The 26,054-nt window shown below is 70.9% G+C and carries 21 protein-coding genes and 1 pseudogene; 8 read left to right on the top strand and 14 right to left on the bottom strand.

All coding sequences use genetic code 11. The annotated features are described in order from the left end of the window. The first annotated feature begins 1,048 nt into the window (after positions 1–1,048). Both ABZT14_RS05985 and ABZT14_RS05980 read left to right on the top strand, forming a co-directional pair. Positions 1,049–1,561 carry a M23 family metallopeptidase gene (locus ABZT14_RS05985; protein WP_356297705.1) on the top strand — a complete coding sequence of 171 codons (513 nt, stop codon included), beginning with the start codon at positions 1,049–1,051 and terminating at the stop codon, positions 1,559–1,561. 107 nt (positions 1,562–1,668) lie between these two features. Further along, positions 1,669–2,766 (top strand): N-acetylmuramoyl-L-alanine amidase, encoded by a 1,098-nt coding sequence (locus ABZT14_RS05980; protein ID WP_356297702.1) that lies wholly within the window; start codon positions 1,669–1,671, stop codon positions 2,764–2,766. A gap of 171 nt (positions 2,767–2,937) precedes the next feature. Here the strand turns inward: ABZT14_RS05980 and ABZT14_RS05975 are convergent, their stop codons facing one another. From ABZT14_RS05975 to ABZT14_RS05965, 3 genes are all read right to left on the bottom strand, one after another. Then, positions 2,938–3,300, bottom strand: coding sequence for a DUF192 domain-containing protein (locus ABZT14_RS05975; protein ID WP_356297699.1), 363 nt, complete (start codon positions 3,298–3,300; stop codon positions 2,938–2,940). Between the two features lie 97 nt (positions 3,301–3,397). Next, on the bottom strand, positions 3,398–3,844 hold the full coding sequence (locus ABZT14_RS05970; RefSeq protein ID WP_356297696.1) for a hypothetical protein: 447 nt from the start codon (positions 3,842–3,844) through the stop codon (positions 3,398–3,400). A 21-nt stretch (positions 3,845–3,865) separates the two neighbouring features. Then, on the bottom strand, positions 3,866–5,338 hold the full coding sequence (locus ABZT14_RS05965) for a hypothetical protein (protein WP_356297694.1): 1,473 nt from the start codon (positions 5,336–5,338) through the stop codon (positions 3,866–3,868). 253 nt (positions 5,339–5,591) lie between these two features. On the opposite strand from ABZT14_RS05965, the gene ABZT14_RS05960 reads away from it, so the two are divergent. Continuing rightward, positions 5,592–6,023 (top strand): DUF3592 domain-containing protein, encoded by a 432-nt coding sequence (locus ABZT14_RS05960; RefSeq protein WP_356297691.1) that lies wholly within the window; start codon positions 5,592–5,594, stop codon positions 6,021–6,023. Positions 6,024–6,207: 184 nt separating this feature from the next. Here the strand turns inward: ABZT14_RS05960 and ABZT14_RS05955 are convergent, their stop codons facing one another. The 7 genes from ABZT14_RS05955 to ABZT14_RS05925 form a co-directional block, all read right to left on the bottom strand. Beyond that, positions 6,208–6,765, bottom strand: a complete 558-nt coding sequence (locus ABZT14_RS05955; RefSeq protein WP_356297689.1) for a hypothetical protein — start codon at positions 6,763–6,765, stop codon at positions 6,208–6,210. 164 nt (positions 6,766–6,929) lie between these two features. Continuing rightward, the gene (locus ABZT14_RS05950) at positions 6,930–7,400 is read right to left on the bottom strand and encodes a hypothetical protein (protein WP_356297686.1); all 471 of its coding nucleotides are present in this window, start codon (positions 7,398–7,400) and stop codon (positions 6,930–6,932) included. A gap of 112 nt (positions 7,401–7,512) precedes the next feature. Then, positions 7,513–8,241: an Imm52 family immunity protein gene (locus ABZT14_RS05945; RefSeq protein ID WP_356297683.1), complete on the bottom strand. Its 729-nt coding sequence runs from the start codon at positions 8,239–8,241 to the stop codon at positions 7,513–7,515. A 10-nt stretch (positions 8,242–8,251) separates the two neighbouring features. After that, positions 8,252–10,273, bottom strand: a complete 2,022-nt coding sequence (locus ABZT14_RS05940; protein ID WP_356297680.1) for a Tox-REase-5 domain-containing protein — start codon at positions 10,271–10,273, stop codon at positions 8,252–8,254. A 557-nt stretch (positions 10,274–10,830) separates the two neighbouring features. After that, complete coding sequence (locus tag ABZT14_RS05935; RefSeq protein WP_356297677.1) at positions 10,831–11,637, bottom strand: hypothetical protein; 807 nt, start codon at positions 11,635–11,637, stop codon at positions 10,831–10,833. A 126-nt stretch (positions 11,638–11,763) separates the two neighbouring features. Next, entirely contained in the window at positions 11,764–13,095 is a 1,332-nt protein-coding gene (locus ABZT14_RS05930; RefSeq protein ID WP_356297675.1) for an Nramp family divalent metal transporter, read from the bottom strand. A gap of 168 nt (positions 13,096–13,263) precedes the next feature. Further along, entirely contained in the window at positions 13,264–14,100 is an 837-nt protein-coding gene (locus ABZT14_RS05925; RefSeq protein WP_356298533.1) for a serine protease, read from the bottom strand. A 396-nt stretch (positions 14,101–14,496) separates the two neighbouring features. Here ABZT14_RS05925 and ABZT14_RS05920 point away from each other — a divergent pair, with 396 nt between their 5' ends. Continuing rightward, positions 14,497–15,792, top strand: a complete 1,296-nt coding sequence (locus ABZT14_RS05920) for an amino acid deaminase (protein ID WP_356297673.1) — start codon at positions 14,497–14,499, stop codon at positions 15,790–15,792. 132 nt (positions 15,793–15,924) lie between these two features. Here the strand turns inward: ABZT14_RS05920 and ABZT14_RS05915 are convergent, their stop codons facing one another. After that, positions 15,925–16,623, bottom strand: coding sequence for a hemolysin III family protein (locus ABZT14_RS05915; protein WP_356297670.1), 699 nt, complete (start codon positions 16,621–16,623; stop codon positions 15,925–15,927). A 315-nt stretch (positions 16,624–16,938) separates the two neighbouring features. On the opposite strand from ABZT14_RS05915, the gene ABZT14_RS05910 reads away from it, so the two are divergent. Then, positions 16,939–18,771, top strand: a complete 1,833-nt coding sequence (locus ABZT14_RS05910; protein ID WP_356297668.1) for a phosphoenolpyruvate carboxykinase (GTP) — start codon at positions 16,939–16,941, stop codon at positions 18,769–18,771. 460 nt (positions 18,772–19,231) lie between these two features. Here the strand turns inward: ABZT14_RS05910 and ABZT14_RS05905 are convergent, their stop codons facing one another. Further along, positions 19,232–19,654 carry a hypothetical protein gene (locus ABZT14_RS05905; RefSeq protein WP_356297665.1) on the bottom strand — a complete coding sequence of 141 codons (423 nt, stop codon included), beginning with the start codon at positions 19,652–19,654 and terminating at the stop codon, positions 19,232–19,234. A gap of 187 nt (positions 19,655–19,841) precedes the next feature. Continuing rightward, complete coding sequence (locus ABZT14_RS05900) at positions 19,842–21,053, bottom strand: pyridoxal phosphate-dependent aminotransferase (protein WP_356297662.1); 1,212 nt, start codon at positions 21,051–21,053, stop codon at positions 19,842–19,844. Between the two features lie 239 nt (positions 21,054–21,292). Here ABZT14_RS05900 and ABZT14_RS05895 point away from each other — a divergent pair, with 239 nt between their 5' ends. Further along, entirely contained in the window at positions 21,293–21,925 is a 633-nt protein-coding gene (locus tag ABZT14_RS05895; protein WP_356297658.1) for a TetR family transcriptional regulator, read from the top strand. 791 nt (positions 21,926–22,716) lie between these two features. On the opposite strand, the gene ABZT14_RS05890 is transcribed toward ABZT14_RS05895, so the two are convergent. Continuing rightward, the gene (locus tag ABZT14_RS05890; protein ID WP_356297655.1) at positions 22,717–24,768 is read right to left on the bottom strand and encodes a thioredoxin domain-containing protein; all 2,052 of its coding nucleotides are present in this window, start codon (positions 24,766–24,768) and stop codon (positions 22,717–22,719) included. A 193-nt stretch (positions 24,769–24,961) separates the two neighbouring features. Here ABZT14_RS05890 and ABZT14_RS05885 point away from each other — a divergent pair. Further along, positions 24,962–25,527: pseudogene (locus ABZT14_RS05885) on the top strand (Uma2 family endonuclease). Positions 25,528–25,775: 248 nt separating this feature from the next. Further along, positions 25,776–26,051 carry a hypothetical protein gene (locus ABZT14_RS05880; RefSeq protein WP_356297652.1) on the top strand — a complete coding sequence of 92 codons (276 nt, stop codon included), beginning with the start codon at positions 25,776–25,778 and terminating at the stop codon, positions 26,049–26,051. The last annotated feature ends 3 nt before the right edge of the window (positions 26,052–26,054 follow it).

Raw genomic sequence — 26,054 nt, 5'->3', positions numbered from 1 at the left:
GGCCGGCCCCGCCGTACGAACCGCCCCCGGGTCCCACCCACGGGTGACGGCCGAAAAGGCGTCACCTTGACTTCGGACCGGGGCCGGAACGGCGGTGGACCGGGGCCGGACCGGGTGAGGGCCGCGCCGACGGGGCCCGTTCCGTTCGGTGACCGCCCGGGCGGGTCGGGAGGCGAGGGGCCCGTACTCGACTGGTGGGCGCACAGGCGAAAGGCCCTCCCGTACCCGGGCGGGCCTTTCGACACAACTTGGGCGAGCCGTGGGCTGGTTGACCACGGTCACCGCCGATCCCATCCGACGGCGCCGCGCCCCGCGGGCCACTCGACGCCGGGTCCGCCGCGACACCCCCCGATGCCGGGTGCGACCCACCGTCGCGAGGTTGTCGCCGGACACTCCCCTCGTGCCCTGGCCACGCGGAGGTGCGGAAGCCGCACCAACTGTCGATCACCGCGCTACACAACCCGCCAACAGGAAGGAAACTATCCGCGACCGGGGCCCAGCCACATGAGTCCCAGGGCCCACCGAGGGGCCCAAGGTGCCCGTGTGGTGCCCGCGTTGGGCACGTCCTCGCAGGGCACATGGCACTTCTGGGTGTTCCCCCGTACCCGGACGGTGACGTCGGGAGCCTCTCGTGGCGGGCCCGACGGGTCGGCTCCCCGGAGAGCCGGAGAGGGGCCCGAGGGTCAACTCGCCCCGGAGGGTGTCCAGTCGGCGTGCGAACCTGTCGGTGTCCCCCGTACGAGGGTCCGCCGAGGGGCCGAATTCGGTGCCGGCCCGCCCCCGGTGGGTCCCCCGCTCGGGCCCCCTCCCGCCCGCCCGAGTCCCGGCTCCACGGCAGCCGGACGGCCCGAAACGGTCACGACAGTGGTTCGACCAACGAAGAACCGGGCCCGGTTCGCGGGACTACGAGCCGGTTTCCGCTTCCGGTTCTTCCCTCTCAGGAGAAAGCTGCGTTCGTTTTCTCCGATCGGGGTTGTCGTGTACATGGGCCGCTGCTTTTCTGAGCCAACGCGAAAGACGGACGCAAGGCCACCGACAGGAGAAGCAGATGCCCCTCCCCCACATCGGCCCCCATGGTCGTCGCGTACTCGCCCTCGCCACCGCCACCGGCTGCCTGACCGTCGGGCTCATGGCCAGTCCCGCCACGGCCGAAAGCAAGCCCGCCGCCTACGAAGGCGCCTGCCCCACCGCCGGCGAGATCAGCCAGGGCTACCACGACGGCCACGACGGTGTGGACATCGCCAACGCCGAGGGCACCCCGCTGCACGCGGTCGGCCCCGGCGAGGTGACCCACTCCGGCGAGGCCAGTGGCTACGGCCAGTGGATCCGCATCCAACACCCGGACGGCTCAGTCACCGAGTACGGGCACATGTACGAGCGCTTTGTGAACGTCGGAGACCAGGTGACCGCCGGTCAGCACATCGCCTCGATGGGCAGCGAGGGTCAGTCGACTGGCCCGCACCTGCACTTCGAGGTACACCGTGACGGTGGGTTCGGTTTCGGTGACGATCCGATCGCGTACCTCGGGGAGCAGGGTGTCACGCTGCCCTGCACCCCCTGACAGGTCCCCAGCACTTCCCTGACCCCCACACACACGGGCCCCGTGGACCGACCCGCAACCCCCACACACACGGGACCCGGCACGCACCCCCACACAGGGAGAGACAGATGAGTACTCAGCCCAGACCGTCCGGCTTCAACCGTCGGGCCCTGATCCGGGGCGGGCTCACCGCCACCGCCGTCGGTGCCCTCGGCATCGGAGCCAGCAACCTCGCCTCCGCCAGCACTCCCGGCAAGTCCACCGCCAAGAAGGGGCGGGCCGCCGAGGAGCCCCGCATCTACAGCTGCGAGGAGTGGGAGGCGCGTCCCCCGGACGGCGAGATCACCATCCTGGACCACGTCCCCACGTTCATCGTGGTCCACCACACGGCCGACCCCGGCAACAGCGAGGACTACTCGCTGGAGCACGCCAAGCAGATCGCCCGCGACATCCAGAACTTCCACATGGACGGCCAGGGCTGGGGCGACACCGGCCAGCAGTTCACCAACAGCCGTGGCGGCTACGTGCTGGAGGGCCGCCACGAGTCGCTGGGCGTGGTACGCGGCGGCACCCAGCACGTGCAGGGCGCCAACGTGGGCAACCACAACAGCGAGGTCATCGGCATCGAGAACGAGGGCATCTACGTCGACGTCGACGTGCCGCAGGCCCTGTGGGACTCCCTGGTCCAGCTGGTGGCCTGGATCGCCACCCAGTACGACCGCCCGTTGGAGAACATCCAGGGCCACCGGGACTTCAACTCCACCGAGTGCCCCGGCCAGGTTCTCTACGACCGTCTGCAGGAGCTGCGGGACGCGGTCGCCGACGTCATGGGCGTGGCCCGCGTGGACGGCCCCGGCATCTGGCCTCTGCTGAAGCCCAGGGCGGTCAACCCCCAGGTCCGCGCGGCCCAACACCTGCTGCGCGCCAAGGGCTTCAGCCAGGTGCCGACCGACGGTGTCTTCGGCTCGGCCACCAAGGAGGCCGTGGTCAAGCTCACCGAGGTGCACAAGATCAAGCGCCACACCTGCTCGGCCGACCTGCACAGCAAGGTGGACGAGACCGGGTTCCTCGGTTCCGACATCTGGCCGCTCATCACCCCGCACATCCGCCCCGGGGAGAACGACGACGTGGCCGAGGCGCTGGCCACCCTGCGCCGCGCGGGCGGCACTCGGGCCAGCACCTCCGACAAGCTGACCGAAAAGGACTGGAAGCGGCTTCTGGCGTAGCCCTTCCCGTTCCAGGCGGCCGGCGCCCGTGGGGGGTGCCGGCCGCCGTCCTGTGTACGGACGCCCACCGCCGTACGGGCGGCTCGGCCCGGGAAGTCCGGTCCGGGTGGGCGGTGGTGGCCCGGGCGGCGGCACCCACCGTCGGGGGAGGGGCTCACTCGCCCGCAGGGGTCAGGGCACCTCGACCCGTACGGTCACCCCGGGTACGACACCCCAGCCGGCCAGGGCCCCCGCCTCCGCCTCCAGTACATGGCGGGCCCGCAGCCTGGGGCGGCTGAGCCGGCCGGGCGGCATGGTCCGTACGGCCAGCACCCGCAGCCGACGGTCCAGGAAGGCCACGTCGATGGGGAACCTCATACGGAAGGTGTGCACGTTGTTGGCGGGGCTGAGCAGGATGGCGCCCTCGACACCGTCCCGCCCCAACAGCCCACGGGTGCGCGCCCGATAGGAGCAGGCCAGTTCCAGGGGCACCCGGACCGGCTCGGGCCCCTCCCCCACGCTCAGCCGGCCGTGGCCGTCCTTCCACCGTCCCATGCCCCGTCTCCTCCCCTGGCCGTCACCGGACGGTCAGTCTCGCGGTCGTCATCCGGTCGCCGTCCGATCCGCCGTGGCCCCGCCTCGCGGCCGGGCCTCACTCGAAGACCAGGCGGTCGAGGGCCACTCCGGCGAAGCAGCCCAGCAGTACCGCCACCGAGGGAACCAGCAGACTCTCGGTCCCGACCAGTCCCCACTTCACGGAGACGTCCATCAGCCGGCTGGCCACCGGAACGGTCAGGCAGGCCAACAGGTACCGGCCCAGGTGGTGGCGGTGGGGTTCGGGGTACACCCGGGCGGCGGCCAGGGTGGCCAACAGCGCCCACACCAGGGTGGGCAGGTGCCCCAGCGCCAGCCGCCAGCCGAAGGACTGCATCCGCTCGGTGGTCCCCAACGGCTGGGTCACCACGGTGAACAGCACGAACTGGGAGACCAGCAGCACCACGATGGCCGCCGCCCAGGACTGGGTGAGGGCGAAGAAGGCGCGGGAGAAGCCCTCCCGGCTCCCGTCACCGGTGCGTCGCCCGGACCACTGGTGGGTCATGAAGTCGCTCCCGCCTCCGGGTCAGTTGGCGCAGTAGCCGTAGGGGAGGTAACCGCGGGTGCCGTCCTCCTTGGGCGCCCCGAGGAACTCCGCGTCCCGGATCTTCTGGTCCTCGTTCTCGATGCGGAAGGAAGCCCCCAGCGCCAGTTCGAGGTTGACCTCGAAACCGTACTCCTGGGCGTCGGTGATCCCGTCGTGCACGGTACGGCTGGATATCCCCCGCTCGAAGGCCATCCGCCCGAAGGCGTCGTCCTTGCCGGGCCTCTCCTTCAACGCCTTGTCACCGCCGAAGGCGTACACCCAGGGGGAGCCGTACTTGCTGCCGCCGCTCAGCCAGTCCTCGGCCGTCTTGCGGTCCTGGACGGTCTCCGGGTTCTTGTCGTCCTTGGGGAACACCAGGCTGTTGGTGGTGGTCTCCAGGGTCGACGCCTTGTCCGAGTCCTCGGCCTTGCCCTTGTCGTCGGCGCCACCACTGGCCTTGCCCCGGGTGTCCACCGAACGGGACATGTCGATACGGGCCAGGGTGCCGTCCTCGTAACGGCTGACGGTGATGGTGCCGGTGTACTTCTGGCCGATCTCGCCGCCCACCTTCATCGGGCCGGCCTTGGCCGACGCGGCGGCGTCGTACTCGCCCTCGACCGAGTAGGTGCGCTGGGTGATGGGTGGGTTCACCGCGTTGTTCTTGGTGATCACCACCTCGTTGGTCAGCTTCCCCTTGATGCCCAGCTTGGCCTCCAACTCGGCGCCCAGGTCGTCGGACCCGGTGCTCTCCTTGAGAGCGGCCTCCCCACCGACGTGCACGTCGGCCTTGGCGAAGGAGATGTGCTTGTTCCCCAGCGTCTTCTCGACCTCCTCGTGCTTCTTGGCGTACTGGTAGGCCGCGTAGGGGCCGGCGTCGGGGACCATCGTGGTCTGCTTGGCCATCTCCAGCTCCTGGAGGTCGTCGCGGAACTTGTCCGCCTCCTCCTTGCTGTCGAAGACCCAGGTGTCGCCGTTGGTGACCTTGACCCCGCCGCCCAGCTCCACGTCGCCCTCGCCCAACTTGCCGAAGGAGACGCCCGGTTTGGAGAGCTTGGCGTCGGCGGAGGCGGCGTCGTTGAAGGTGAGGTAGACCTTCTCGGCCGGCTTGCCGCCGTTCTTCTTCCTGGCCTCCGGGGAGTTGTCCAGGAAGCGCTGTTCCTTGAACGAGTACTCGTTACCGAACTCCAGGAAGGCGATCTTGACCTTGCCGCCGACGGTGTCCTCGTGGTTGCTGGTGTTGCACAGGGTGGGCTTGAAGTCCTCGTCGGTCTTGGGGCGTCCCTGGTTGGGGCCGTCGGTGCCGCAGTCCCCGCCCAGCACCCGGCAGATCGCCTTGGAGAAACCCCCGGCGATCCGCATCCCCGGCCCGGTGCTGAACAGGGCCAGCACCACGGTGACCGCCACCACCACGGCGCCCACGTACTCGATGGCAGTGGCGCCGCGGTCCCCCGTCCGATGGCGTGGCCAGAACATCCCGAACCCCCCTTGTGAAGCACCTCGTCCCACGGACCGGAGGGCTCGAACTCGGCGACCGACGCCCGCACTTCGCCACGGTCCAGCCGGAACGTACCGACCGAATGGGCCCAGTCACATGAGTCCAGGGACCCAAACCCCTCCGAACACGCCCGTTCCCCGACCCACGCTGACCGTTTGCGCTCCGGGTCGTACCGGAACGGGAACCCGGTCGCCGGTAGACGGACCGTGGACGGGCTGAGAGTCTTCGCCCATGGACGGAAACCCGATCCCCCTGCTGGTGCTCGGCGCGTTCATCGTGCTCCTCGGGGCGCTGTTCACGACCCAGTTGACGCATCTGCGCTGGGAGCGGCGAGCCCGCCAGGAGGGCCACCGGGTGCCCGGGCAGGTGGTCGGCTCCCGAAGGGTCCGCAACGACAAGGGCCACAGCCGCCGGCTGCACCAGGTGGAGTTCACCACCCAGGAGGGACGGCGGGTACGGCTGGAGGACGAGATCCCCGGTGGAGTACCCGACGGCGAGGGCACCGAAGTGACCGTGCTCTACCACCCGCTGCGCCCGGACCGGGCCACGGTGATCGGCCCCGGCGGGGTGCCCAGTTCCCGAGGACGGGTGGCACTGGTCGCGGTGAGCGGGCCGTTCCTGCTCGGCGCGGTGGCCCTGCTGGTGGTACTCGTCCTGCTCTGACCCGACGGCCAAATCCCCCGCCCCACCGGGCGGTTGGGGCTCAGGACGGGTCGTTTCGATCTTGGGAGACCAGTGAGCGCGTTTCGCTAGCGCGGATCGCGAGGCAGAGAAGGAGCCCGACGCGGCGAGGGGAGGCGCTCCCGGTGACACCGCACGCGAGCCTCGCGGTGATCCAACCGACGCCCTAGTCCCCGGAAGTCACCCGCACGCTGTCGGCGATCTTCTCCAGGGTCCGCTTGCTGGCCCCCTCCTCGGTGGCGCTCACCCGCACCAGGAACGGGGCGTCCTCGGAGTCCACGCCCACCACGTCGATGCCGGTGATCTTCGCGCCCTTGGCCGGCTTCCCCGGCTTGCCGTCGCCGGTCTGGGTGTAGTCCACCCGCCGGGCGTCGTCCGTACCGGGCACCTCCACCTTCCGCTGCCCCTTGATACGACCACCCAGCTCCACCGAACCCATGGCAGCGGCGGCGGCCATCTCCGCGTCACCGTTCTTGATGAACCTCAGCTGCACCGCGACCTTGGCCACGGTGCGCCCGTCCTTCACCACCACGGCGGCGCCCTGGGTGTGTTCGCCCCGCTCGGCGGCCGACTGCGCCTTCCACTCCCCGGGATACGAGACGGTGACCCGGGGCGTCCGCAGGGTCTTCCACCCCTCCGGTTCGCCCTTCGACTCCTCACCGCCACAGCCACTCAGCGCCAGGGCGCCCACCACCAGGGCGGTCAGGGGAAGGGAGCCACGCATGTTCATCGCTTCCGTCCGTCCGTCGACACCACGCCGAGGGGCAGCCTACGACCGGGCCACCCCCACTGGCCTGGGTCCGGGGACCCAAACTCCCCTCACCAGGCCCCCGCCAGGGCACGGGGAGGAAGCGGACCGCCCCTCACCACGTACCCGGGCAACCGGCCCTAGGGTTCCGGTTCGCTGGTGAAGGCGACGACCACCAGGGGCTGGGTGTCGTCCTCCTGGAAGAGGTTGACGCCCACCAGCCGGTCCGGCCACCGCCACAGGTAGATCTCGCCCACCTCCTCGTGCTCCGCCAGCCAGTCCAGGGCGGGCGGCAACGGCGTACCGTCCAGGTGGTCGTAGAGCAACGCCATCGCGTCCAGGGCACCATCGGCCTCCGCCCCCCAGTGCCGCTCCAGCACCCCGACGAAGCGGCGGAAGGTCTCCTCCCACCGCCGACCCGCCACCTCAGCCGCCCGGTCCCCCTCCGCGCTCCGCCCGAAGCCGTCGCTCCGCCCCAGCGTCCGTACGTGGAAACCCGGGCCGCTGCCGCCCCAGACGTCGTCCCCCTCGACCTCCTCCCGGGGAAGGGGCATCCGCCTCAGCTCCTCCAGGGTGGCGATCCACGGGGCGAGGTCGTCGGTCGCGGTCATGGCGCGGTTCCCTCCCGGGAGACGGGTACGAGCGGGCCCCACCGGTCGGCCCGGACTCCGGCACCCTCGTGGAGTGCGGCCCGCCCCGGGGCACGTACGGTCGCGGGCACGCTCACAGCTGGGGCCGGGTCATCGGGGTGGGGCGGGGCGCGAGAGCACCGCAGTCCACCAGCACCCGGTGGGCGTCCAGCACGGCGTGGGTCGACACCTCTCCCGAGGGGCCGGTGAGGTCCAGCACCACCCCGCCGTGAGCGGTGGGAGTCGCTCGGCCCGGCGGGTCCTGGGGCAACCGTTCCCAACGGCCGGCCGACAGGTACACCGCCCGCCCGGCGCGGGGGTCGGAGTTGGCCAGGTCGAAGGTGTCGTCCAGGGCGTCCAACAGGTCCTCGTCGGTGACCTCCCCCTGGTCGACGTCCCACGCGTCGGCGAGGGCGGCCAACATCCCCGGGGCCTTGGCCACCTGGGGTGCCTGGTACTCCTCCAGGTCCTCCGCGTACAGCTCGACCAGCACACTGTTCGCCGCGTACTCGGTGACGGCACCACCGGTCACCTGCACACTGGCCGCCAACCCGGAGGGGGCGCGGGACATCAGGGTGAGCAGGTAGCCGTAGACCGGGGCGTCCCGTGGGTCGTTTCCGGCCCGCAGCAGGGCGGCCAGATCCGGCACGCTCCGCTCGACCGGCGACGCCTGGTCGAAGGAGTCGGCCCCCACCACCCAGGTGGAGAACAGCTCCCCGTCCAGCTCCTCCAACCGCCCCAACAGCGCCAACCACCGCTCGGCGAGCTGCTCGGGCTCCTCGGCTCGTGGACCCCAGAACCCGCGGACCGTCAGGTCGATCATGGTGGCGCTCCTACTGCTTGACGGGGGTGTGGACCACCTTAATGTTGAGACCCTTGCTTCGGAACAAACGCTGGGCCGCCTTAGCCGCCTTCGGGTTGGAGAAATGCCATTCGGTGGTCTTGCCTCCGGCCGCGTCATGGTGACGCTGAGCCTCCTTCAGGAAGGTGTCGGAGGTGGACTTGTTGAACTTTCCGGCCTTGTCGACCTGGCCGCCGTAGCCGTTCTTCGCCTCCAGGAACACTCCGCGCTTGGAGTCCCAGCCGTCGAACTCCACGTCGCGACCGCCCTTGGGGTTCTTGACGACGTACTCCTTGCCCCGCTTCACCCCGCTGACCTGCTCCTGGTAGCGCATCCAGCTCTCGCCCTTGGGCCCCGGAGCGTTGCGCGGGCGGGAACCCCACTTGCCGTTGCCACCGTCAGCACTGCCCTTCCTGGGGTTCTTCAGATCCTTGTGCCAGGAGGGCTTCTTCCACTTGCTGGGATCGGTGGGCTTCTTCGTCGGACAGTTGTGGACGAGGACGTTCTGGGAGCCGGCGCCCACGTAGTAGGTGTGGATGTCGCTGATGGACAGGTCGTGGGTGGTCTGCCGCTTCTCGTAGTGGTTGACCTTCACCACCGGCAGGGACTCGCCGGTGGGGGTGCGCAGCAGGGCACCGGTGCGGATGTCGCCGGCCTCGGCCCAGCGGCTCTGGTCGGTGAGCCAGAACGGGTGGGTGTCGGTGGCGGTCAGGGTGGCGGTGCCGCCGGCGGCGACCCGGACGGTGAGCCGGGTGAAGTCCTTGTCGTCCTGGGTGGTGATGGTGTCCCGGACCGGGCGGGTGGTGGTCACCCCGCGCCGGGCGTCGGTGACCTGGACGCTGTCGCCCACCTTCACCTGCTCGATACGGCGACGGGTGCCGTCCGCCAGCAGCACCGGGGTGCCGGGCAGGAAGCTGTGGTTGCAGGCGCGCTCGGCCTTGCGCAGACGCTCGCGGGCCTTCTTGAGCGCCTTGGAGTTCTTCAGGATGCCGCGCAGCCCGCTGATGGTGGCGCCGCCGTGCTTGCGCAGGTCACCGATGAGCTTCTTGGCGGCCTTCCACTTCCAGGGCGCGCCGTACTTCTTGAGCACCTTGCCGGCGATGCCGCCGACGAGGCTGAGCAGGATGTTGATCACGGTCTCGCCGCAGGCGGCGAGGTCCCCCTTGGTCAGGCACTCCAGGCCGTCGGTGATGCCCAGTTCGTCGGCGAGGATCTTCAGCAGCTTCTCGGCCGCCTCCTTGGCCTTCTTCTTGTCTCCGGCGAGGGCCTTCTCCAGGGCGTCGACCTGCTTCTTGGCGTCCTGGTACTCCTTGTCCTCGGGCGACGTGGCCTGCTGGGCGTCGTCCCTGTCGCCGCCCGACCCCTTCTCGCCCCCGTCGCGGTCGCCGCGCGAACCGTCGTCGTCGGCCTGGTGGTCGCCGCCGCCACCGCAGTTGCCGCCGCCGGTGACCTGGCAGACCTTGGTCGACATGGTGGACGCCATCTCGGTGCCCACGCCGGTGCCCAGCAGGGCGCCGACCACGGCGGTCACCAGGACGGTCATCCCGACGTACTCCAGGGCACCGCCGCCGCGTTCGCCCACCACCACCAACCGGGCGGGGCGGGGCCGCCCCGGACCGCGCCGGTGACCTCGGTCGAGCTGGCACCAGCGCCGGGCGGAGGGAGCGGTCAGCAGGCCCAGGGTGACCAGGGGGAGGGCGAGTTCGGCGACCGCCCACCACACGTCCGCGCGGGCGTTGAGCAGTCCGGCCCAGGCCACGGCGGCCTGGGTGGCCGCCAGCAGCGCCCAGGTCGGCACTCCGCCAGTACGGAGCCGGAAGCTGAGGAGGGCGCCGACCGCCCCGGGTATCCACACCCAGGCGCCGACTCCCAGGCCGTCCCGGGCGTCGACCACCGCGAGGCCGAGCACCAGCCAGAGGACCAGGCCGGCCCCCACCACCGCGGCGGGCATACGCGAGGGTCGGTCACCGGTACGGGAGCGGGCACGCGCGGGCGCGGAGGTCAGACCGGACATGCCCCACAATGTAAGCGACCGCGCCGACATCGACATGAGTCCCCGGACCCATGGCCGTGGGTCCTCAAGTACCCAGCCGTGGGCGGAGGTTCGTCGTCCGCCGGCCCTCGGTCCCGGGGGGCGAGGTCAGCACGGTCGGGGCGGTGCGGTGGACAGCCCGTACGCCGTGACCGATGTCACGGCATCCGTAGCGGAGGCTCACGGTCCGTCAGCGCGGTACGCCCCGGGGCGGGTCACACGGACCGGTCACCGTACGGCGGGAAACGGGCACGGCCCCCTCTCGCGGAGGCCCCGGCCAGAGGCCGGGGCCGGTCAGACGACGACGTGTGGCACGCGTCCGCACCGTACGCGTGGCCGCCGCCCCTCGCGGAGGCCGCGACCACCACGCGACCACCGCGCGACCACCACCGGGCCCGGCACCGTCAGGAGCCGCCGGTGCGCGTCCGCGCCGTACGCGCGCGAGCGGGCACGGCTCCCTCGCGGGGGCCGGGAGCCGGGCCGGTGTGCCGGTCGGGCCCGGTCGACCCGGGTGGGCCGGAGCCCCAACCGGCCGACGGTCAGCGGAACTTGTCCATCTGGGCGGTGACCACCTCGTCGGACACCCGGGTCTTGGCGGACTTGGTGATGTTCAGCGAGTAGAAGACGACCACGGTGGCGCCGGAGCGGGAGACCACGAAGTGCAGGGGGATGGTCTCGCCCTCGGCCTCCCCGACCACCTCGTAGGCCAGGGAGTCGTCACCGACCTTGGGGGCCTTGAGGAGCTTCACCGAGGCGTAGCGATTGTCGGTGTCGGCGTCGCTGGCGTTGAAGCCGTCGCCGCAGTCGTCGATGGCCTTGCGGAGGTCGGCCAACGTCTTGACCGCGTTGTCCTGGGTGCCGTGGGCGTTGAGGTACTCGAAGACCGGGACGGCCTCGGCCTTCTTGGCGTTGGCGATCTGCCGGTAGGCGGCGTGCTTGGCCTTCGGCTTGGGGTCGCCGCCGATGACGCCGGCGAGTGGCTGGCAGTCGGAGCGTTCAGCGGTCTCCTCTCCCCTGCCCTCCAGCTGCTTGGGCGAGGGCGAGGTGACCTTGTACCCCTGGTCCTTCACATCGGCGGTGGCGAGGGCGACCTTGTCCAACTGCCCGGCGGAGAGGGTCTTTCCGTCTCCGCCCTCGGGGGTGTCACCGCCCCCCTTGCCGCCGTCGTCACCCTTGCCGCCCTCGTCATCGGAGCCGCCGCTCGGGGTGGAGGTGGCGCCGCGGTCCTTGTCCCGGGAGGTGTCCTCGGACTTGTCGCCGTCCGAGTCGGAGCCGCAGGCCGCCGTGAGTCCCAGGGCGAACACCGCCGCCAGTGCCGCCGTCTTCCGTGCTGCGGGGATGCTCATCGCGGTCTCTCCTGAGGGCCGGGGTGGCTGGTTGCCGGAGCCGCCCATGGTAGGTCGGGGGTGGCCGGGGCCGTACCCGACCTCCGCCACCGGTACGGGTCCCCTCAGGGTCACGCCCGTCCCGGATCACCAGGGGAGGTCACGTACCTCCTGGACGCACAGCACCAGGAACAGCGCGGCGGTGAGCGCCAGCATGGCGTTGCTCACCACGCTGTTACGCCATTCCCTGGGGGTGCGGTCGGTGTTGAGCAGCCACAGCAGGGTGACGGCCAGGAAGGGCATGAACGCGGAGCCCAACACCCCGTAGGCGATGACCAGTCCGAAGGGCTGGTCCAGCCACAGCAGGGCGATGGGCGGGAAGGTGAGCCACAGCAGGTAGGCGCGGAAGGCGGGGGAACGCTCTCGGCGCCCCTCGGCGACGGCGACGGCCGACTCGGCGGGCTCGTCGCTCGCGGTGCCGGCCCGGGCCTCCCGTGCGGCCTGGATACGGGCGACGAAGTCGGCGAACATCAGGCTGACGCCGTGCCAGACGCCGATCAGGGAGGAGAAGGAGGTGGCGAAGAAGCCGACCAGGAACAGCTTGGAGGTGACGGCACCGAAGCGGTTGTCCAGCACCTCGTCCAGGTCGAGCAGTCCCCGGTCGGACTGGGCGAGGGCGATCTGGCTGGAGTGCAGCAGTTCGGCCCCGATGATGAGCATGGCGACGACGAAGACGCCGGTGGTGACGTAGGCGACCCGGTTGTCCAGCCGCATCATGCGCATCCAGCTGGAGTCGGTCCAGCCCTTGGAGTTCACCCAGTACCCGTAGGCGGCCATGGTGATGGTGCCGCCCACCCCGCCGATGAGGCTGAGGGTGTAGAGCACGGAGCCGTCCGGCAGGGTGGGCCACAGGCCGGCGAAGGAGTCCCCGAGGTGGGGCGCGACGCGGATGGCGACGTAGACCACCACCACGAACATCACGCCGACGAAGACCGTCATCACCTTCTCGACCACGGCGTAGTTGCCCCACCACACGAAGGCCAGGCCGAGCAGGCCGGTGAGGATGGCCCACACCTTCAGGTCGGGCCCGTCGGGGAACAGCGCCTGGAGGGGCAGGGCGCTGGAGGTCATGGCGGTGGCGCCGTAGACGTAGCCCCAGATGACCACGTAGACGGCGAAGTAGACGGTGGTCCAGGTGCCCAGGGTGCGCCAGCCGTCGAACAGGGTGCGGCCGGTGGCCAGGTGCCAGCGGCCGACGGCCTCGGCCAGGGTGATCTTGACCAGGCAGCCGACGACCGCCGCCCACAGCAGGGTGTGCCCGAACTTGCTGCCGGCGACCAGGGTGGCGACCAGGTCGCCGGCCCCCACCCCGGTGGCGGCGACCACGATGCCCGGTCCGATCAGTCGCCAACTGGGTTTGCGCACCGCCGGCCCGGGCCCCTGGGCGGGGGTGCCGTCGGTGGTCTCCTCGCTGGCCATGAGGTCCTCCCCGGTCGCGTCCCGTGGTGTGCCCGGCATCCAACCCCGGGCGCCCGTGGGGCACAAGGGATCGGAACGGATGCTTCCCCGGTACCGGTCGACGCACGCACCGCGCCCCGGGACGGGTGGTCCCGGGGCGCGGTGTGAGGGGCGGGAGGTGCCGGCCGGTTACGGCTTGGGCAGCTCGCAGCCCTCCTTGTCGAGGTCGATCTTGTTGCCCTCGGCGACGCAGCCGACCAGCTTGTGGGTCTGCTGGGCGTAGCCGATGCCCTGGTGGATGGTCACCTCGCCGTTCTCGTCCACCTCACAGGGGTTGTTCATGGTGCACTCTTCGCCGTCCTCGTTGCTGGTGTTGTTGACACCGACGACCTTGCCGGTCGCGTCGTCAACCACCGGGGAGCCGGAGGTGCCACCAATGGTGTCGCACTCCTCCGTGTAGCGCATCGAGTTGTCGAAGGTCCAGTCGGCCTCCTTCAGCTGGTGGGCGAAGCCGTCCGCCTTGCAGCTGTAGACCTTCTGCCAGTAGCCGGACACCACGTGGATGCCGCCGCCGGCCTCGGGGGCCTCGGCCTGGACCTCCAGCGGGGTGATGCTGTACTGCTCCTCCAGCTCGGCGTACGTGCTGTCGGTCTCGTAGACCGACATGTCCGTGCTGGTCATGGTGCCGTAGGCGACCTTGGTGGCGGTCAGCGTGCCGGCCTCGGAGGCGTCGTCGTTCAGCAGGGTGAAGCTGCGGCTGGACGGCTGGTCCACCACCACCTCATCGGGCCCGGGCATTCCCTCCTCCAGGCAGTGGCCGTTGGAGAGCACCAGCGCCGGGTCGTCGGGCTGGGAGTCGGGAACCTTGATCACCGAGCCGGAACAGTTGCTCAGGGCCACGATGCCGTTGAAGTTGGGCGTGGCCTTGGGGGCCTCGGCCGCGCCGGCCGTACCGCCGGTCACGCCGACCAGGGCGCCGGCGCCCAGCACCACGGAGGCCACCGAGGCTATGAGCGGACGCTTCACGTTCTTCTTCATGGGGGGTTTTCCTTTCCCGTACCAAGAGTCTTGGTGGGTCAAAAATGACGGGTAGGACGCGTGCATTCTTCGCACCCATCCCCGCCACCACAAGGGCCGGTCGGAAAACCGCCCCTCCACCGGTACGGATACGTACGCTCGCGAGCGCAATCCCCAGGGGGTGAACTCGCCTCGCCAGCAGGGCAGTCGGCCAGCGCAACGCACCGTCACACCGGTCCTGCCACCCGTTCACAACGGCGAACACCGTTGGCCGGTGACCGACTGGGCCAGTTCAGCGGAACGTCCCCCACAAGCGGAATCGCACCCGCCGGCCGGCCCGGGCGGGCACGATGGGCGGCGAGGTACCGGCCGGCGCCGACCGAGCCGTCCGGCGAGAGGAGCAGCATGACGACCCCCACCCCCGGGCTCACCGGGCTGGACGCGCTGGAGCAGGAGGTCATCGACCACCGGTTCAAGGGGCTGCCACCGGACGCCCTCGGGATGACCATGTCCGCCCTCGCGGCCGAACACCGGCCGCTGTTCGACGGGGGCTTCACCACCCCGGTGCTGACCCTGTCGGCGGACGCCCTGGAGCACAACCTCGCGCTGCTCGGGGAGTACAGCCGCCGCCACGGCCTGGACTTCGCACCCCACGGCAAGACCTCCATGGCGCCCCAGCTGTTCCAACGTCAACTGGCGCACGGCGCCTGGGGGATCACCGCCGCCGTACCCCACCAGCTGCGCGTCTACCGGGCCTTCCGCACCCCCACCGTGCTGCTCGCCAACGAGCTGGTGGACCCGGCCGCGCTCCGCTGGCTGGCCGAGGAGCTGGCCGGCGACCCGGAGTTCCGCTTCCTGTGCTTCGTGGACTCGGTGCGGGGCGTGGAGCTGATGGACCGGGTACTGGCCGAGGCCACCCCGGCCCCCGCCGTGGAGGTCCTGATCGACGTGGGCGGCGGCCCGGGCGCCCGTACCGGGGTGCGCTCCACCGAGGAGGCGCTGACCGTGGCCGAGGCGGTGGCCGCCGCGCCCCGACTCCGACTGGCCGGGGTCGCCGGCTACGAGGGCGAGGTGCCCGGCGCGGACCCGGACCGGGTGGCCGACTACCTGCGGGGCCTGGTGGACCTGACGGCACGGCTGGACGAACTGGGCCGGTTCCCCGGGGAGTTGACGGAGATCGTGCTGAGCGCCGGGGGCAGCGCCTGGTTCGACGTGGTGTCCGAGGTGTTCGCCGACACCCCCGCGCTGAGCCGGCCGCTGCGGAAGGTGCTGCGGTCCGGGGCGTACGTCTCCCACGACCACGGCCAGTACCAGCGGGTCACCCCCTTCAACCGGGTACCGGCCGAGGGCGAGCTGGAACCGGCCTTCCTGCTGTGGGCGCAGTGCCTCTCCCGCCCCGAACCCGGCCAGGGCTTCCTCAACGCCGGCAAACGGGACGCCGCCCACGACCTGCACCTGCCCACCCCGCTGCTGGTCCGCTCCCAGGAGGAGGGCACCGTGACCCCCGCCCGGGGGATGTCGGTGACCAAGCTGTCCGACCAGCACACCTGGCTCGACACCAACGGGGAAACCCCGCTGGAGGTGGGCGACTGGGTGGGGCTGGGCCTGTCGCACCCCTGCACCATCTTCGACAAGTGGCAGGTCATCCCGGAGGTGGACGCCGAGGGGCGGGTGACCCGGCTGATCCGCACCTTCTTCTGAGGGTTCTGAGGTAGCCGACGCCGAGGGCGTCCAGGATTCCCGGGCGAGGCCCGCCCGGGAGTCCTGGACGTGGACGCGCCCGTGTACGGAGCGGATACCGCTTCCGTACGGGGGCGCGCCGAGGTGTCGCGGTCAGGCGTGGCGGTAGGCGACCAGGGAGATGCCGATGTAGTGGACGATGAACGCGGCCAGGGTCAGGGTGTGGAAGACCTCGTGGAAGCCGAAGAACTTCGGTGAGGGGTTGGGGCGCTTGATCCCGTAGATGACACCGCCGGCGCTGTAGAGCAGGCCCCCGAGCACGACCAGCACCAGCACCGCGATGCCGCCCTCGCGCAGGAAGTCGGGCAGGAAGAACACCGCCGCCCAGCCCATGGCGATGTAGCAGGGGGTGTAGAGCCAGCGGGGCGCGCCCACCCACAGCACCCGGAAGCCGATGCCCAGCACCGCCGCCGCCCAGATGCCCCACAGCAGCAGGTCACGTCGGCCGTCCGGGAGCAGCAGGATGGTCAGCGGGGTGTAGGTGCCGGCGATGATCAGGAAGATGTTGGCGTGGTCCAGGCGGCGCAGCACCGCGTAGGCCCGCGGACCCCAGTTGCCCCGGTGGTACAGGGCGCTGACGCCGAACAGCAGGCAGGCGGTCAGGGTGTAGATGCCACAGGCGATCCGCCCCCGGGTGCTCTCGGCGAGGGCGGTGAGGAAGACGCCGGAGACCAGCACGGCCGGAAACATGCCGGCGTGCAACCAGCCGCGCAGCAGCGGCTTCAACGGGGCGAGCGGAACACCGCCCAGCGTCGGACCAGTTGAGGACGTTTCGCGGGTGTCGGCGGACATGGGCACATCGTAACGAGGGACCACTCGTGAGCCGTTATCCCGGCCGAGTGGTGACGGTCACGGGAATTCCTTCTGGACAGAACGGCCGCGACGCCGCATCCTCAAATGAGCAAGCACGACACCGGATGAGCGGACCGGGGGCGGAGTCGCCTCCCCGACGCGGCAGCCGGGTCGTCGCCCCCAAGGGGTGGCAGCGGAGCCGGGACACGGTCCACACGGCCTCGGACACGGGCCCGGCTCCCCACAACCGGTGGACGAATGTGCCTTCGTCCACCGGAACATCGCCGACAACACCCTCAACCCTCTGGAGCGAAAGTGGCGCGCAGTACCGCGGCTCCCACCACCACCCCGACCCGACACCAGGAACTGATCGCCTGGGTAGACGAGATCGCCGCGCTCACCGAGCCCGACCGCATCGTGTGGTGCGACGGCAGCGAGGCGGAGTACGAGCGGCTGGCCGAGGAACTGGTGGCCAAGGGCACCTTCCGCAAGCTCGACCCGATCAAGCGCCCCAACTCCTACTACGCCGCCTCCGACCCCAGCGACGTGGCACGGGTGGAGGACCGCACCTTCATCTGCTCCGAGCGGGAGGAGGACGCCGGCCCCACCAACCACTGGAAGGCACCCGCAGAGATGCGGGAGATCTTCCAGGGCGGCGACGGGCAGGGCGGGATCTTCCGCGGCAGTATGCGCGGTCGCACCATGTACGTGGTGCCCTTCTGCATGGGCCCCCTCGGTTCTCCCCTCTCCGCGCTGGGCGTGGAGATCACCGACTCCGCCTATGTGGCCGTCGCCATGCGCACCATGACGCGCATGGGCCAGCCGGTTCTGGACGAACTCGGCGAGGACGGGTTCTTCGTGAAGGCCGTACACACCCTCGGCGCCCCTCTGGCCGAGGGCGAGCAGGACGTGCCGTGGCCCTGCAACAGCACCAAGTACATCTCGCACTTCCCCGAGAGCCGTGAGATCTGGTCCTACGGCTCCGGCTACGGCGGCAACGCCCTGCTCGGCAAGAAGTGCTACGCCCTGCGCATCGCCTCGGTGATGGCCCGGGACGAGGGCTGGCTGGCCGAGCACATGCTGATCCTCAAGCTGACCCCGCCGCGCGGCGAGGCCAAGTACGTCGCCGCCGCCTTCCCCTCGGCCTGCGGCAAGACCAACCTGGCGATGCTCCAGCCCACCATCCCCGGCTGGACGGTGGAGACCATCGGCGACGACATCGCCTGGATGCGGTTCGGCGAGGACGGCCGGCTGTACGCCATCAACCCCGAGGCCGGGTTCTTCGGCGTCGCCCCCGGCACCGGCGAGGACACCAACGCCAACGCCATGAAGACCCTCTGGGGCAACTCGGTGTTCACCAACGTGGCGCTCACCGAGGACGGCGACGTGTGGTGGGAGGGCATGACCGAGGAGCCGCCCGCCCGGCTCACCGACTGGAAGGGCCAGCCCTGGACCCCCGAGTCCGACACCCCCGCCGCGCACCCCAACGCCCGGTTCACGGTGCCGGCCGGGCAGTGCCCGATCATCGCCCCCGAGTGGGAGGACCCCCGGGGCGTGCCGATCTCGGCGATCCTCTTCGGCGGTCGCCGGGCCAGCGCGGTACCGCTGGTGACCGAGTCCTTCGACTGGCAGCACGGGGTGTTCCTGGGCGCCAACGTGGCCTCGGAGAAGACCGCCGCGGCCGAGGGCAAGGTCGGCGAGCTGCGCCGCGACCCCTTCGCCATGCTGCCCTTCTGCGGCTACAACATGGGCGACTACTTCGCCCACTGGGTCCGGGTGGGCCAGCGCGCCGACCAGGACAAGCTGCCCCGGATCTACTACGTCAACTGGTTCAAGAAGGACCAGGACGGCCGCTTCGTCTGGCCGGGCTTCGGCGAGAACAGCCGGGTGCTGAAGTGGATCGTGGAGCGGCTCAACGGTGAGGCCGAGGGCGTGGAGACGCCGATCGGCGTACTGCCCACCAAGGAGGCGCTGGACACCGAGGGCCTGGAACTGTCCCAGGAGCAGCTGGACTTCCTGCTGGCCGTCGACCGGGACGTGTGGCGCGACGAGGCCTCGCTGATCCCCGAGCACCTCAACACCTTCGGGAACCACACCCCGAAGGAGCTGTGGGACGAGTACCGGGCGCTGGTGGAGCGCCTGGGCTGATCCACCCGGTGGGCGCCGGCTCTCCGGCGTCCACCCGCGAGGGCCAGGCCCGGCGGCGCGACGGCGCCCCGGGCCCGCCCGGGGCGTCCGGCCCTCACACCTCCCGGCCGGGCGCCCCTTCGCTTTGGCATCACCGGGCCCGGGTGGCAGCAGGAGAGGAGCCTCGGCGTACGGCCCGCCCCTGCGCCGGCGTCGCCCCGGATCGCGGCCCTCACGGCCCTCCGTACGTGGGGTGGCTCGGGCGGGGGGGGAGCCGGTGGTTGGGCTCAACGCCGGAGTCCGCCGCGGTCCGCTGGGGGTGGTCGGGCGGGAGCACCGGGCAGTCGAGACGGCCGGGATGGCCGGGGCCCCCACTTACGTCGGGGAGCGCGCCCCGATACGTACGGCATACGTACGGCATACGTACAGCGCCCGGGCGCCCCTCCTCCGGGCGCCCGGGCGACGGTGGAACGCGAGGGCCTCAGCCGACCTCGGCCACTCCCAGGACCTCGGCGTGGTAGGCGACGCGGGCGGAGGCGAGCTGGGCGCTGGCGGTGTCCTCCAGCGCGTTGGCGACCACCAGGGCGTTGCCCGCGAGGTTGTGGGCGCGCTGGTGGAGGGCGGCGATCCGTACCGGGTCGGCCTCGGCCGCCGAGGGCGCCGCCCGCAGGGGGGCGCGCCCCTGGAGCCGCGCCACGTGCTGGGCTATCCGCCGGGCGGCACGGTCCAGCCGGGGGGAGGGTTCGAGGGCTCGGATCTCGTCGGTGACGGTGAGCAGGGCGGTGAGGTGACCGGCCAACCGGATCTCCAGCTCCTCGACCCTGGACCGGTGAGGGAAGGTGTCCTCTCGCGCTGCGGGCTGGGTCATGGTGTGGACCGACGGGGTACGGATCGGTTCGTACATCGGAGGACCTCCTCGCGCTACCAGGAGACCATCCTAACTTAGACGGAGTCTAAACAAGACCCCTCACAGAGGGCGACCTTACGCCACCGACCCCTCACCCTCGGTCAACTTCCGCAGGACAGCGCCCTGTTGACAGAGCGCCGCACACCGGCTCCTCGCCCACCTCCGAAGCCCCGGTCCGGCCGGCTCAGTGCTGGCCGTAGCCGTCCAGGAACTCCCCGATCCGGGTCACCGCGTCCGCCAGTTCCTGCGCGGCGGGCAGGGTGACGATGCGGAAGTGGTCCGGCTCCGGCCAGTTGAAGCCCGTACCGTGCACGATCATGATCTTCTCGGCCCGCAACAGGTCCAGCACCATCTGCCGGTCGTCCTTGATCTTGTAGACCGAGGGGTCCAGCCGAGGGAACGCGTACAGCGCCCCCCGGGGCTTCACACAGGTCACGCCGGGGATCTGGGTCAGCAACTCGTGGGCGGTGTCCCGCTGTTCGAGCAGCCGCCCACCAGGAAGCACCAGGTCGCTGATCGACTGCCGGCCCCCCAGCGCGGTGGCCACCGCGTACTGCGCGGGCATGTTGGCGCACAGCCGCATGTTGGCGAGGATCGTCAACCCCTCGATGTAGCTGGCCGCCTGGAACTTGGGGCCGCACACCGCCAGCCAACCGCTGCGGTACCCGGCCACCCGGTACGCCTTCGACAGGCCGTTGAAGGTCAGGGTCAGCACGTCCGGGGCGACGGCGGCCGTCGGGGTGTGCACCGCGTCGTCGTAGAGGATCTTGTCGTAGATCTCGTCCGAGCACAGCACCAGCCGGTGACGCCGGGCGATGTCCGCCAGACCGCGCACCATCTCCTCGTCGTAGACCGCGCCGGTGGGGTTGTTCGGGTTGATCACCACCAGGGCCTTGGTGCGGTCGGTGACCTTGCGCTCGATGTCGTCCAGGTCGGGCATCCAGTCCGCCTGCTCGTCACAGCGGTAGTGCACCGCCGTACCCCCGGACAGCGACACCGAGGCCGTCCACAGCGGATAGTCCGGCGCCGGCACCAGCACCTCGTCCCCGTCGTCCAGCAGCGCCTGCATCGCCATCTGGATCAGCTCGGAGACCCCGTTGCCCAGGTAGATGTCCTCCACCGACAGTTCGATGCCCTGGGTCTGGTAGTGCTGCATCACCGCGCGCCGGGCGGCCAGCAGGCCCTTGGCGTCGCCGTAACCGTGGGCCTCGCCCACGTTGCGCAGCATGTCCTCCAGGATCTCCGGCGGGCACTCGAACCCGAAGGCCGCCGGATTACCGGTGTTGAGCTTGAGGATGCGGTGACCCGCGCCCTCCAGCCGCATCGCCTCCTCCAGGACCGGCCCCCGGATCTCGTAACAGACATTGGCGAGCTTCGCTGACTGGATCACCTGCATAACGGCAACCCTACGGGCGGTCACCCCCGGGCGCCCGGTGTTTTCCACCACGTTCCGGGGCACTCCGCCCGCCCGGGAACCGCGCCGCACCAGGCCAGCGGCCTCCTCACGCCCCGCCGCACACCGGGGTCGCGGTGCCGGCGAACGGATGACCTCGGTCACATCCGGCCACCGGAGCGGCCCAGAAGGTGTAGGCGCCGGCATGGCGTGGGCGACCCCGTGTACCCGACAATCAGTTCATGACCGCCCCATCCGCCGAGAGCCCCCGCCCGCCCGGACCGGGTCTGAGGGAACGGAAGAAGATCAGGACCCGACGGGCCATCCGGGACAACGCCTACCGGCTGTTCGCGGAACAGGGCTACGACGCCACCCCGATCGACCAGATCGCGGAGAACGCCAACGTCTCCCCCAGCACGATCTTCCGCTACTTCCCCACCAAGGAGGACATCGTCCTCCACGACGGGTACGACCAGGCCCTCCAAGCCGCGCTACGCGACCGTCCCGCCGAGGAACCGCCCCTGACCGCACTGCGCCACGCCCTGCTCCAGACGCTCCGCGACGCCACCGAGGACGAGGAGCGCGAGGCCGCCTTCCGGGTCCAACTCAGCGTCCGGGTACCGGCGTTGCGCGCCCGGATGGCCGAGAGCCGCTCGGAGACCTGCCGGGTGCTCGCCACGGTGCTCGCCGAACGCACCGGGCGCGACGAGGACGACCTCGACCTGTGCATCTTTACCGGGGCGGTGATGGGCGCCTTCGTCGAGGCCCTGTTCCACTGGGGCGAACACCGGCAACAGGACTCCATCGTCGCCGTCGCCGAACGCACCCTGGACGTACTGGAGAAGGGCCTCACCCCTGTCCCCGACCACACCTGACCCGCCCAGGTCTTTCCCAAGCCCTCCCGGGGCCACAGCCCTAAGCCGGCGGTCTTCAGGGGGCACGTCCGCCGTCCCCGGGCCACCCCGAGTCCGGCACCGGCACCCCCCTCCGGGGGGCGGGAGCGAGGGCGCCCCGGGAGGCCCGACGGCAACCGGTCGCGTGAGCCCCGTACGAGGGCACCCGGGTCAGGGCCCACGCCAACCCTCAGCCCCGAGGGCCCGCCGCCAACCCCCCACGCCAACCAGTCACGGCAACCCGTACGAGGGCAACTCTGGTCAGGGCCAGCCCCGGCCCTCAGCCCCGAGGGCAGCACGAGAGCCGACAGCAACTGGTGGCGTGGCCCGTATGAGAGCACCCTCTGCCCGGCCACTCCTCGGACGGCCACCGGATACATGAGCCGTACGAGGGAAGCCACTCCCCCGGACAGCAACCAGCCGCGTGAAGCCGTGCAAGGGCAACTCTGGTCAGGGCCAGCCCCCAGACCCCAGACCCGAGGGCGCCGCCCCCAACCCCCACGCCAACCAGTCACGGCAACCCGTACGAGGGCACCCTCTGCCCGGCCACTCCGACAGCCACCAGGTACGCGAGCCGTACGAGGGCACCCCTCGTCAGGGGCCCGAACCCGCCACCCAACCCCGAGGGCGCCCCCAGGAGAACCGACGGCAACAGTCGCGGGAGTCCGTACGAGGGCACCCGTACCCGAGCCTCGCGCCGGACAGCCGGGCAACGGGGCAACGGGGCAACGGGGCAACGGGGCAACGGGGCAACGGGGGACGGTGTCCCGACGTCAGCCGTTGGCGGTCAACTGGTCGCGCAGCACGTCCGGTTCGGTGGTCGGCCGCTGGCACACGAAGCCACGGCACACGTACGCGGTGGGGTGGCCCTCCTGGGCCGGGCGGTCCCTCAGCAACGGCACGGAGTGCTCGCGGTCCCCCTCACCCCGGCCCCAGGCCACCACCGTGCCCGGGGCGGTACCCAGCAGGGCGACCCGCCGCAACTCCCCGGTCGCCGCGTGCTCCTCCGGGCCCACCACGGCGACCTCGCGAGGGCCGTCCCGCAGTGCCTCGGCCGCCGCGAGGCCCCAGCCGATGAACCGGGGGGCGCGGGAGGCCAACGGCGACACCACGGTCAACGCCCGCTCGGCCGCGCTGCGCACCGCGGCGTCCCCGGTGTAGGCGGCGTGGGTGAGCAGGGCCTGGGCGGCGGCGGTCCAGCCGGAGGGGGTCGCCGAGTCCGTGGGGTCCTGCGGGCGCCGGATCAGCCGCTCGGCGTCGTCGGCGGTGTCGTACAGGGCACCGTCGGGAGCGGTGAAGTGGTCCCGTACCCGGTCCAGCAGGACGCCGGCCACCGTCAGCCAACAGCTCTCCCCGGTCACCGCGTACAGCGCCTGCAACCCCTCGGCGAGGTCGGCGTAGTCCTCCAACACCCCCGCGCTGTCACCCGCCGTGCCCTCCCTGGAGGTACGCAGCAACCGGCCGCGCTCGTCCAGGTGCAGGGCCAGTTGGAGGTCGGCGGCGGCGACGGCGGCGTCCACCAGGTCGGGGCGTTCGAAGTACGCGCCGACCTCGGCCAGCGCCGCGATGGCCAGCCCGTTCCAGGCGGTCACCACCTTGTCGTCCCGGCCCGGCCGGGCCCGCTCCTCCCGGGCCGCCAGCAGCCGGGCACGTACCCGTTCGGCACGCTCGGCGTCCGCCAACCCGGCCTGGTCACCCGGGAGTTGGAGTACCGAGGCGCCCTCCTCGAACGTGCCCTCCTCGGTCACCCCGTAGCGCGCGGCGGCCCACCGGGCGTCCTCCTCCCCCAGCACCCGCCGCAGTTCCTCCGGCGTCCAGACGTAGAACGCCCCCTCGCGGTGCGGCCCCGAGCCGTCGGCGTTCACCGGGCTGTCGGCGTCCAGCGCGGAGGCGAACCCGCCCTGCGGGGTACGCAGTTCCCGCACCAGGAAGTCGGCCGTCTCCAGGGCCACCCGGCGCGCCAGCTGCGAACCGGTGGACCGCCACAGGTGCCCGTACACCCGGCACAGCAGGGCATTGTCATACAGCATCTTCTCGAAGTGCGGCACCACCCACGCGGCGTCCACCGAGTAGCGCGCGAACCCGCCCGCCAACTGGTCGTAGATCCCACCCCGGGCCATCGCCTCGCAGGTGTCCTCCACCATCTGCAACGCGCCCTCGGACCCGGTACGCGCGTGATGGCGCAACAGGAACTCCAACACCATGGACGGCGGGAACTTCGGGGCACCCCCGAAACCACCCCGCACCGTGTCGTACTCCCTGGTCAACCCCAACAGCGCGGCCCCCAACTCCTCGTCGCCGGGCAAGCCCCCACCCTCCAACGCCAGGGTCCGCCCCGCCAGGTCGCCCGCGATACGGGACGCCACCTGGCCGACCTCCTCCCGACGGTCTCGCCACGCGTCCCGCACCCCCTCCAGCACCTGCCCGAAGGACGGCATGTGGGCGCGGGGCTCCGGCGGGAAGTAGGTGCCGAAGTAGAACGGCTCCCCCTCCGGCGTGAGGAACACCGTCATCGGCCACCCGCCCTGACCGGTCGCCGCCTGTACGGCCTCCATGTAGACCGCGTCCACGTCCGGCCGCTCCTCGCGATCCACCTTCACGGCCACGAAGTGTTCGTTCAGTAGCCGCGCGGTGCCCTCGTCCTCGAAGCTCTCGTGGGCCATCACGTGACACCAGTGGCAGGCGCTGTATCCGACGCTCAGCAGCACCGGTACGTTGCGCCGCCTCGCCTCCTCGAACGCCCCGTCCGACCAGGGCCACCAGTCGACGGGGTTGTCAGCGTGCTGGAGCAGATAGGGCGACTGGGATGAGGCCAGGCGGTTCATGCGGTCCAGGCTCTCACAGCGTCTGCCACGACCAGCGAACCCTCATGAGCCACCTCGCTCGGCCGAAATGCACGTGTGAGCCGTCATGTGGCGGGCGGTTCCTTCCCTTCCGAGTCGGGCGGCCCGGCACCTCGAAACAGTAGGCTTGGCGCAGCAGCGCCGGACTGCCGAGGCCTCTCGAAGGAGGTACGCCATGACCGCCGAGATGGTGGCGCCCGCGTGGATGCATACGCAGATCAGCGCGGAACAGTACGACTCCTGGTCCGAGGAGCAGTGCGCCGGCATCGAGGTTGTGGACGGGATGGTCGTCGTGAGCCCGAGCGCCTCCAAGCGCCACACCCGGCTGGCCCGCATCCTGGCCAACGCCCTGGACACCGCCGCAGGCCCGGACTGGAACGCCGACACGGAGTTCGACGTCCGCCTGCAGGACGTTCCGCTCACCAACCGCCGTCCTGACGTCACCGTCTACCGCGCGGAAACCATCGACCTCACACCAACCCGCCCCGAGCACGTACTCCTGGTCGTCGAGGTGGTGTCGCCGGGCTCGGAGACCACGGATCGGATCGTGAAGGTAGACCAGTACGCCAAGGCCGGCATCCCCTTCTACTGGCGGGTTGAACAGGCCGCCACCGGTGTCCCGATCGTGTACACCTACGTCCTCGACCCGCCACCAAGGCTTACCGGGACGGCGAGATGTTCACCGGCGCGATCAAGACTGCCGCTCCGTTCCCCGTCACTGTCGACCTGGGGACCCTCTGAGGAATCAGGAGCCGACCACGGTCAGCACCGAAACGATCCCGGCGCTGGCCTCAATCACGCAGAACAACCGGTCAACTTGCCCTGACAGGACTAGCTGACCGGTCACTCCTACCCTCTGAACGATGGCACCGCCGACAGTGCATGCCATGCCTACCACCCACCCACAGCGAAGCACCGCTCCCGGCAAAGAAACAGCAAGGCACCTCTGACGCTGCAGGTCAGGAAGTCTGCTCTCCGCGCGAGCGGAGGTGATCCGGTCCCGGGCGGCCTTCGACACCCTGGCCGGGGCGGGGGACCTGGCACCGCTCACCCCCGACAGCGCGGCCACCCTGCTGGGTACGGGCGAGCACCGGGCCGAGACCCTGCTGGAGGAACTCGTGGAGGTCCATCTGCTCCACGTCTCCCGGACCTCGCCCGAGGACCACTTCCACTACGTGTGGGACCCCGCCGTCGAGACGCTCCGCGCCCCCCGTGCCCCGTGGGAGGCACCGACCTCCGCACTCGCCCCGTTCCTGGCGGCCTGACCC

Origin of the sequence: Streptomyces sp. NPDC005438, from assembly GCF_040606315.1 — a bacterium.
Classification (GTDB): domain Bacteria; phylum Actinomycetota; class Actinomycetes; order Streptomycetales; family Streptomycetaceae; genus Streptomyces.
This window is presented reverse-complemented; position numbering and strand designations above follow the sequence as displayed.

Bases quoted from the DNA above. Each gene is read 5' to 3' on its own strand.
- ABZT14_RS05985 (WP_356297705.1), top strand. From the start codon at position 1,049: ATGCCCCTCCCCCACATCGGCCCCCATGGTCGTCGCGTACTCGCCCTC.
- ABZT14_RS05980 (WP_356297702.1), top strand. From the start codon at position 1,669: ATGAGTACTCAGCCCAGACCGTCCGGCTTCAACCGTCGGGCCCTGATC.
- ABZT14_RS05975 (WP_356297699.1), bottom strand. From the start codon at position 3,300: ATGGGACGGTGGAAGGACGGCCACGGCCGGCTGAGCGTGGGGGAGGGG.
- ABZT14_RS05970 (WP_356297696.1), bottom strand. From the start codon at position 3,844: ATGACCCACCAGTGGTCCGGGCGACGCACCGGTGACGGGAGCCGGGAG.
- ABZT14_RS05965 (WP_356297694.1), bottom strand. From the start codon at position 5,338: ATGTTCTGGCCACGCCATCGGACGGGGGACCGCGGCGCCACTGCCATC.
- ABZT14_RS05960 (WP_356297691.1), top strand. From the start codon at position 5,592: ATGGACGGAAACCCGATCCCCCTGCTGGTGCTCGGCGCGTTCATCGTG.
- ABZT14_RS05955 (WP_356297689.1), bottom strand. From the start codon at position 6,765: ATGCGTGGCTCCCTTCCCCTGACCGCCCTGGTGGTGGGCGCCCTGGCG.
- ABZT14_RS05950 (WP_356297686.1), bottom strand. From the start codon at position 7,400: ATGACCGCGACCGACGACCTCGCCCCGTGGATCGCCACCCTGGAGGAG.
- ABZT14_RS05945 (WP_356297683.1), bottom strand. From the start codon at position 8,241: ATGATCGACCTGACGGTCCGCGGGTTCTGGGGTCCACGAGCCGAGGAG.
- ABZT14_RS05940 (WP_356297680.1), bottom strand. From the start codon at position 10,273: ATGTCCGGTCTGACCTCCGCGCCCGCGCGTGCCCGCTCCCGTACCGGT.
- ABZT14_RS05935 (WP_356297677.1), bottom strand. From the start codon at position 11,637: ATGAGCATCCCCGCAGCACGGAAGACGGCGGCACTGGCGGCGGTGTTC.
- ABZT14_RS05930 (WP_356297675.1), bottom strand. From the start codon at position 13,095: ATGGCCAGCGAGGAGACCACCGACGGCACCCCCGCCCAGGGGCCCGGG.
- ABZT14_RS05920 (WP_356297673.1), top strand. From the start codon at position 14,497: ATGACGACCCCCACCCCCGGGCTCACCGGGCTGGACGCGCTGGAGCAG.
- ABZT14_RS05915 (WP_356297670.1), bottom strand. From the start codon at position 16,623: ATGTCCGCCGACACCCGCGAAACGTCCTCAACTGGTCCGACGCTGGGC.
- ABZT14_RS05905 (WP_356297665.1), bottom strand. From the start codon at position 19,654: ATGTACGAACCGATCCGTACCCCGTCGGTCCACACCATGACCCAGCCC.
- ABZT14_RS05900 (WP_356297662.1), bottom strand. From the start codon at position 21,053: ATGCAGGTGATCCAGTCAGCGAAGCTCGCCAATGTCTGTTACGAGATC.
- ABZT14_RS05895 (WP_356297658.1), top strand. From the start codon at position 21,293: ATGACCGCCCCATCCGCCGAGAGCCCCCGCCCGCCCGGACCGGGTCTG.
- ABZT14_RS05890 (WP_356297655.1), bottom strand. From the start codon at position 24,768: ATGAACCGCCTGGCCTCATCCCAGTCGCCCTATCTGCTCCAGCACGCT.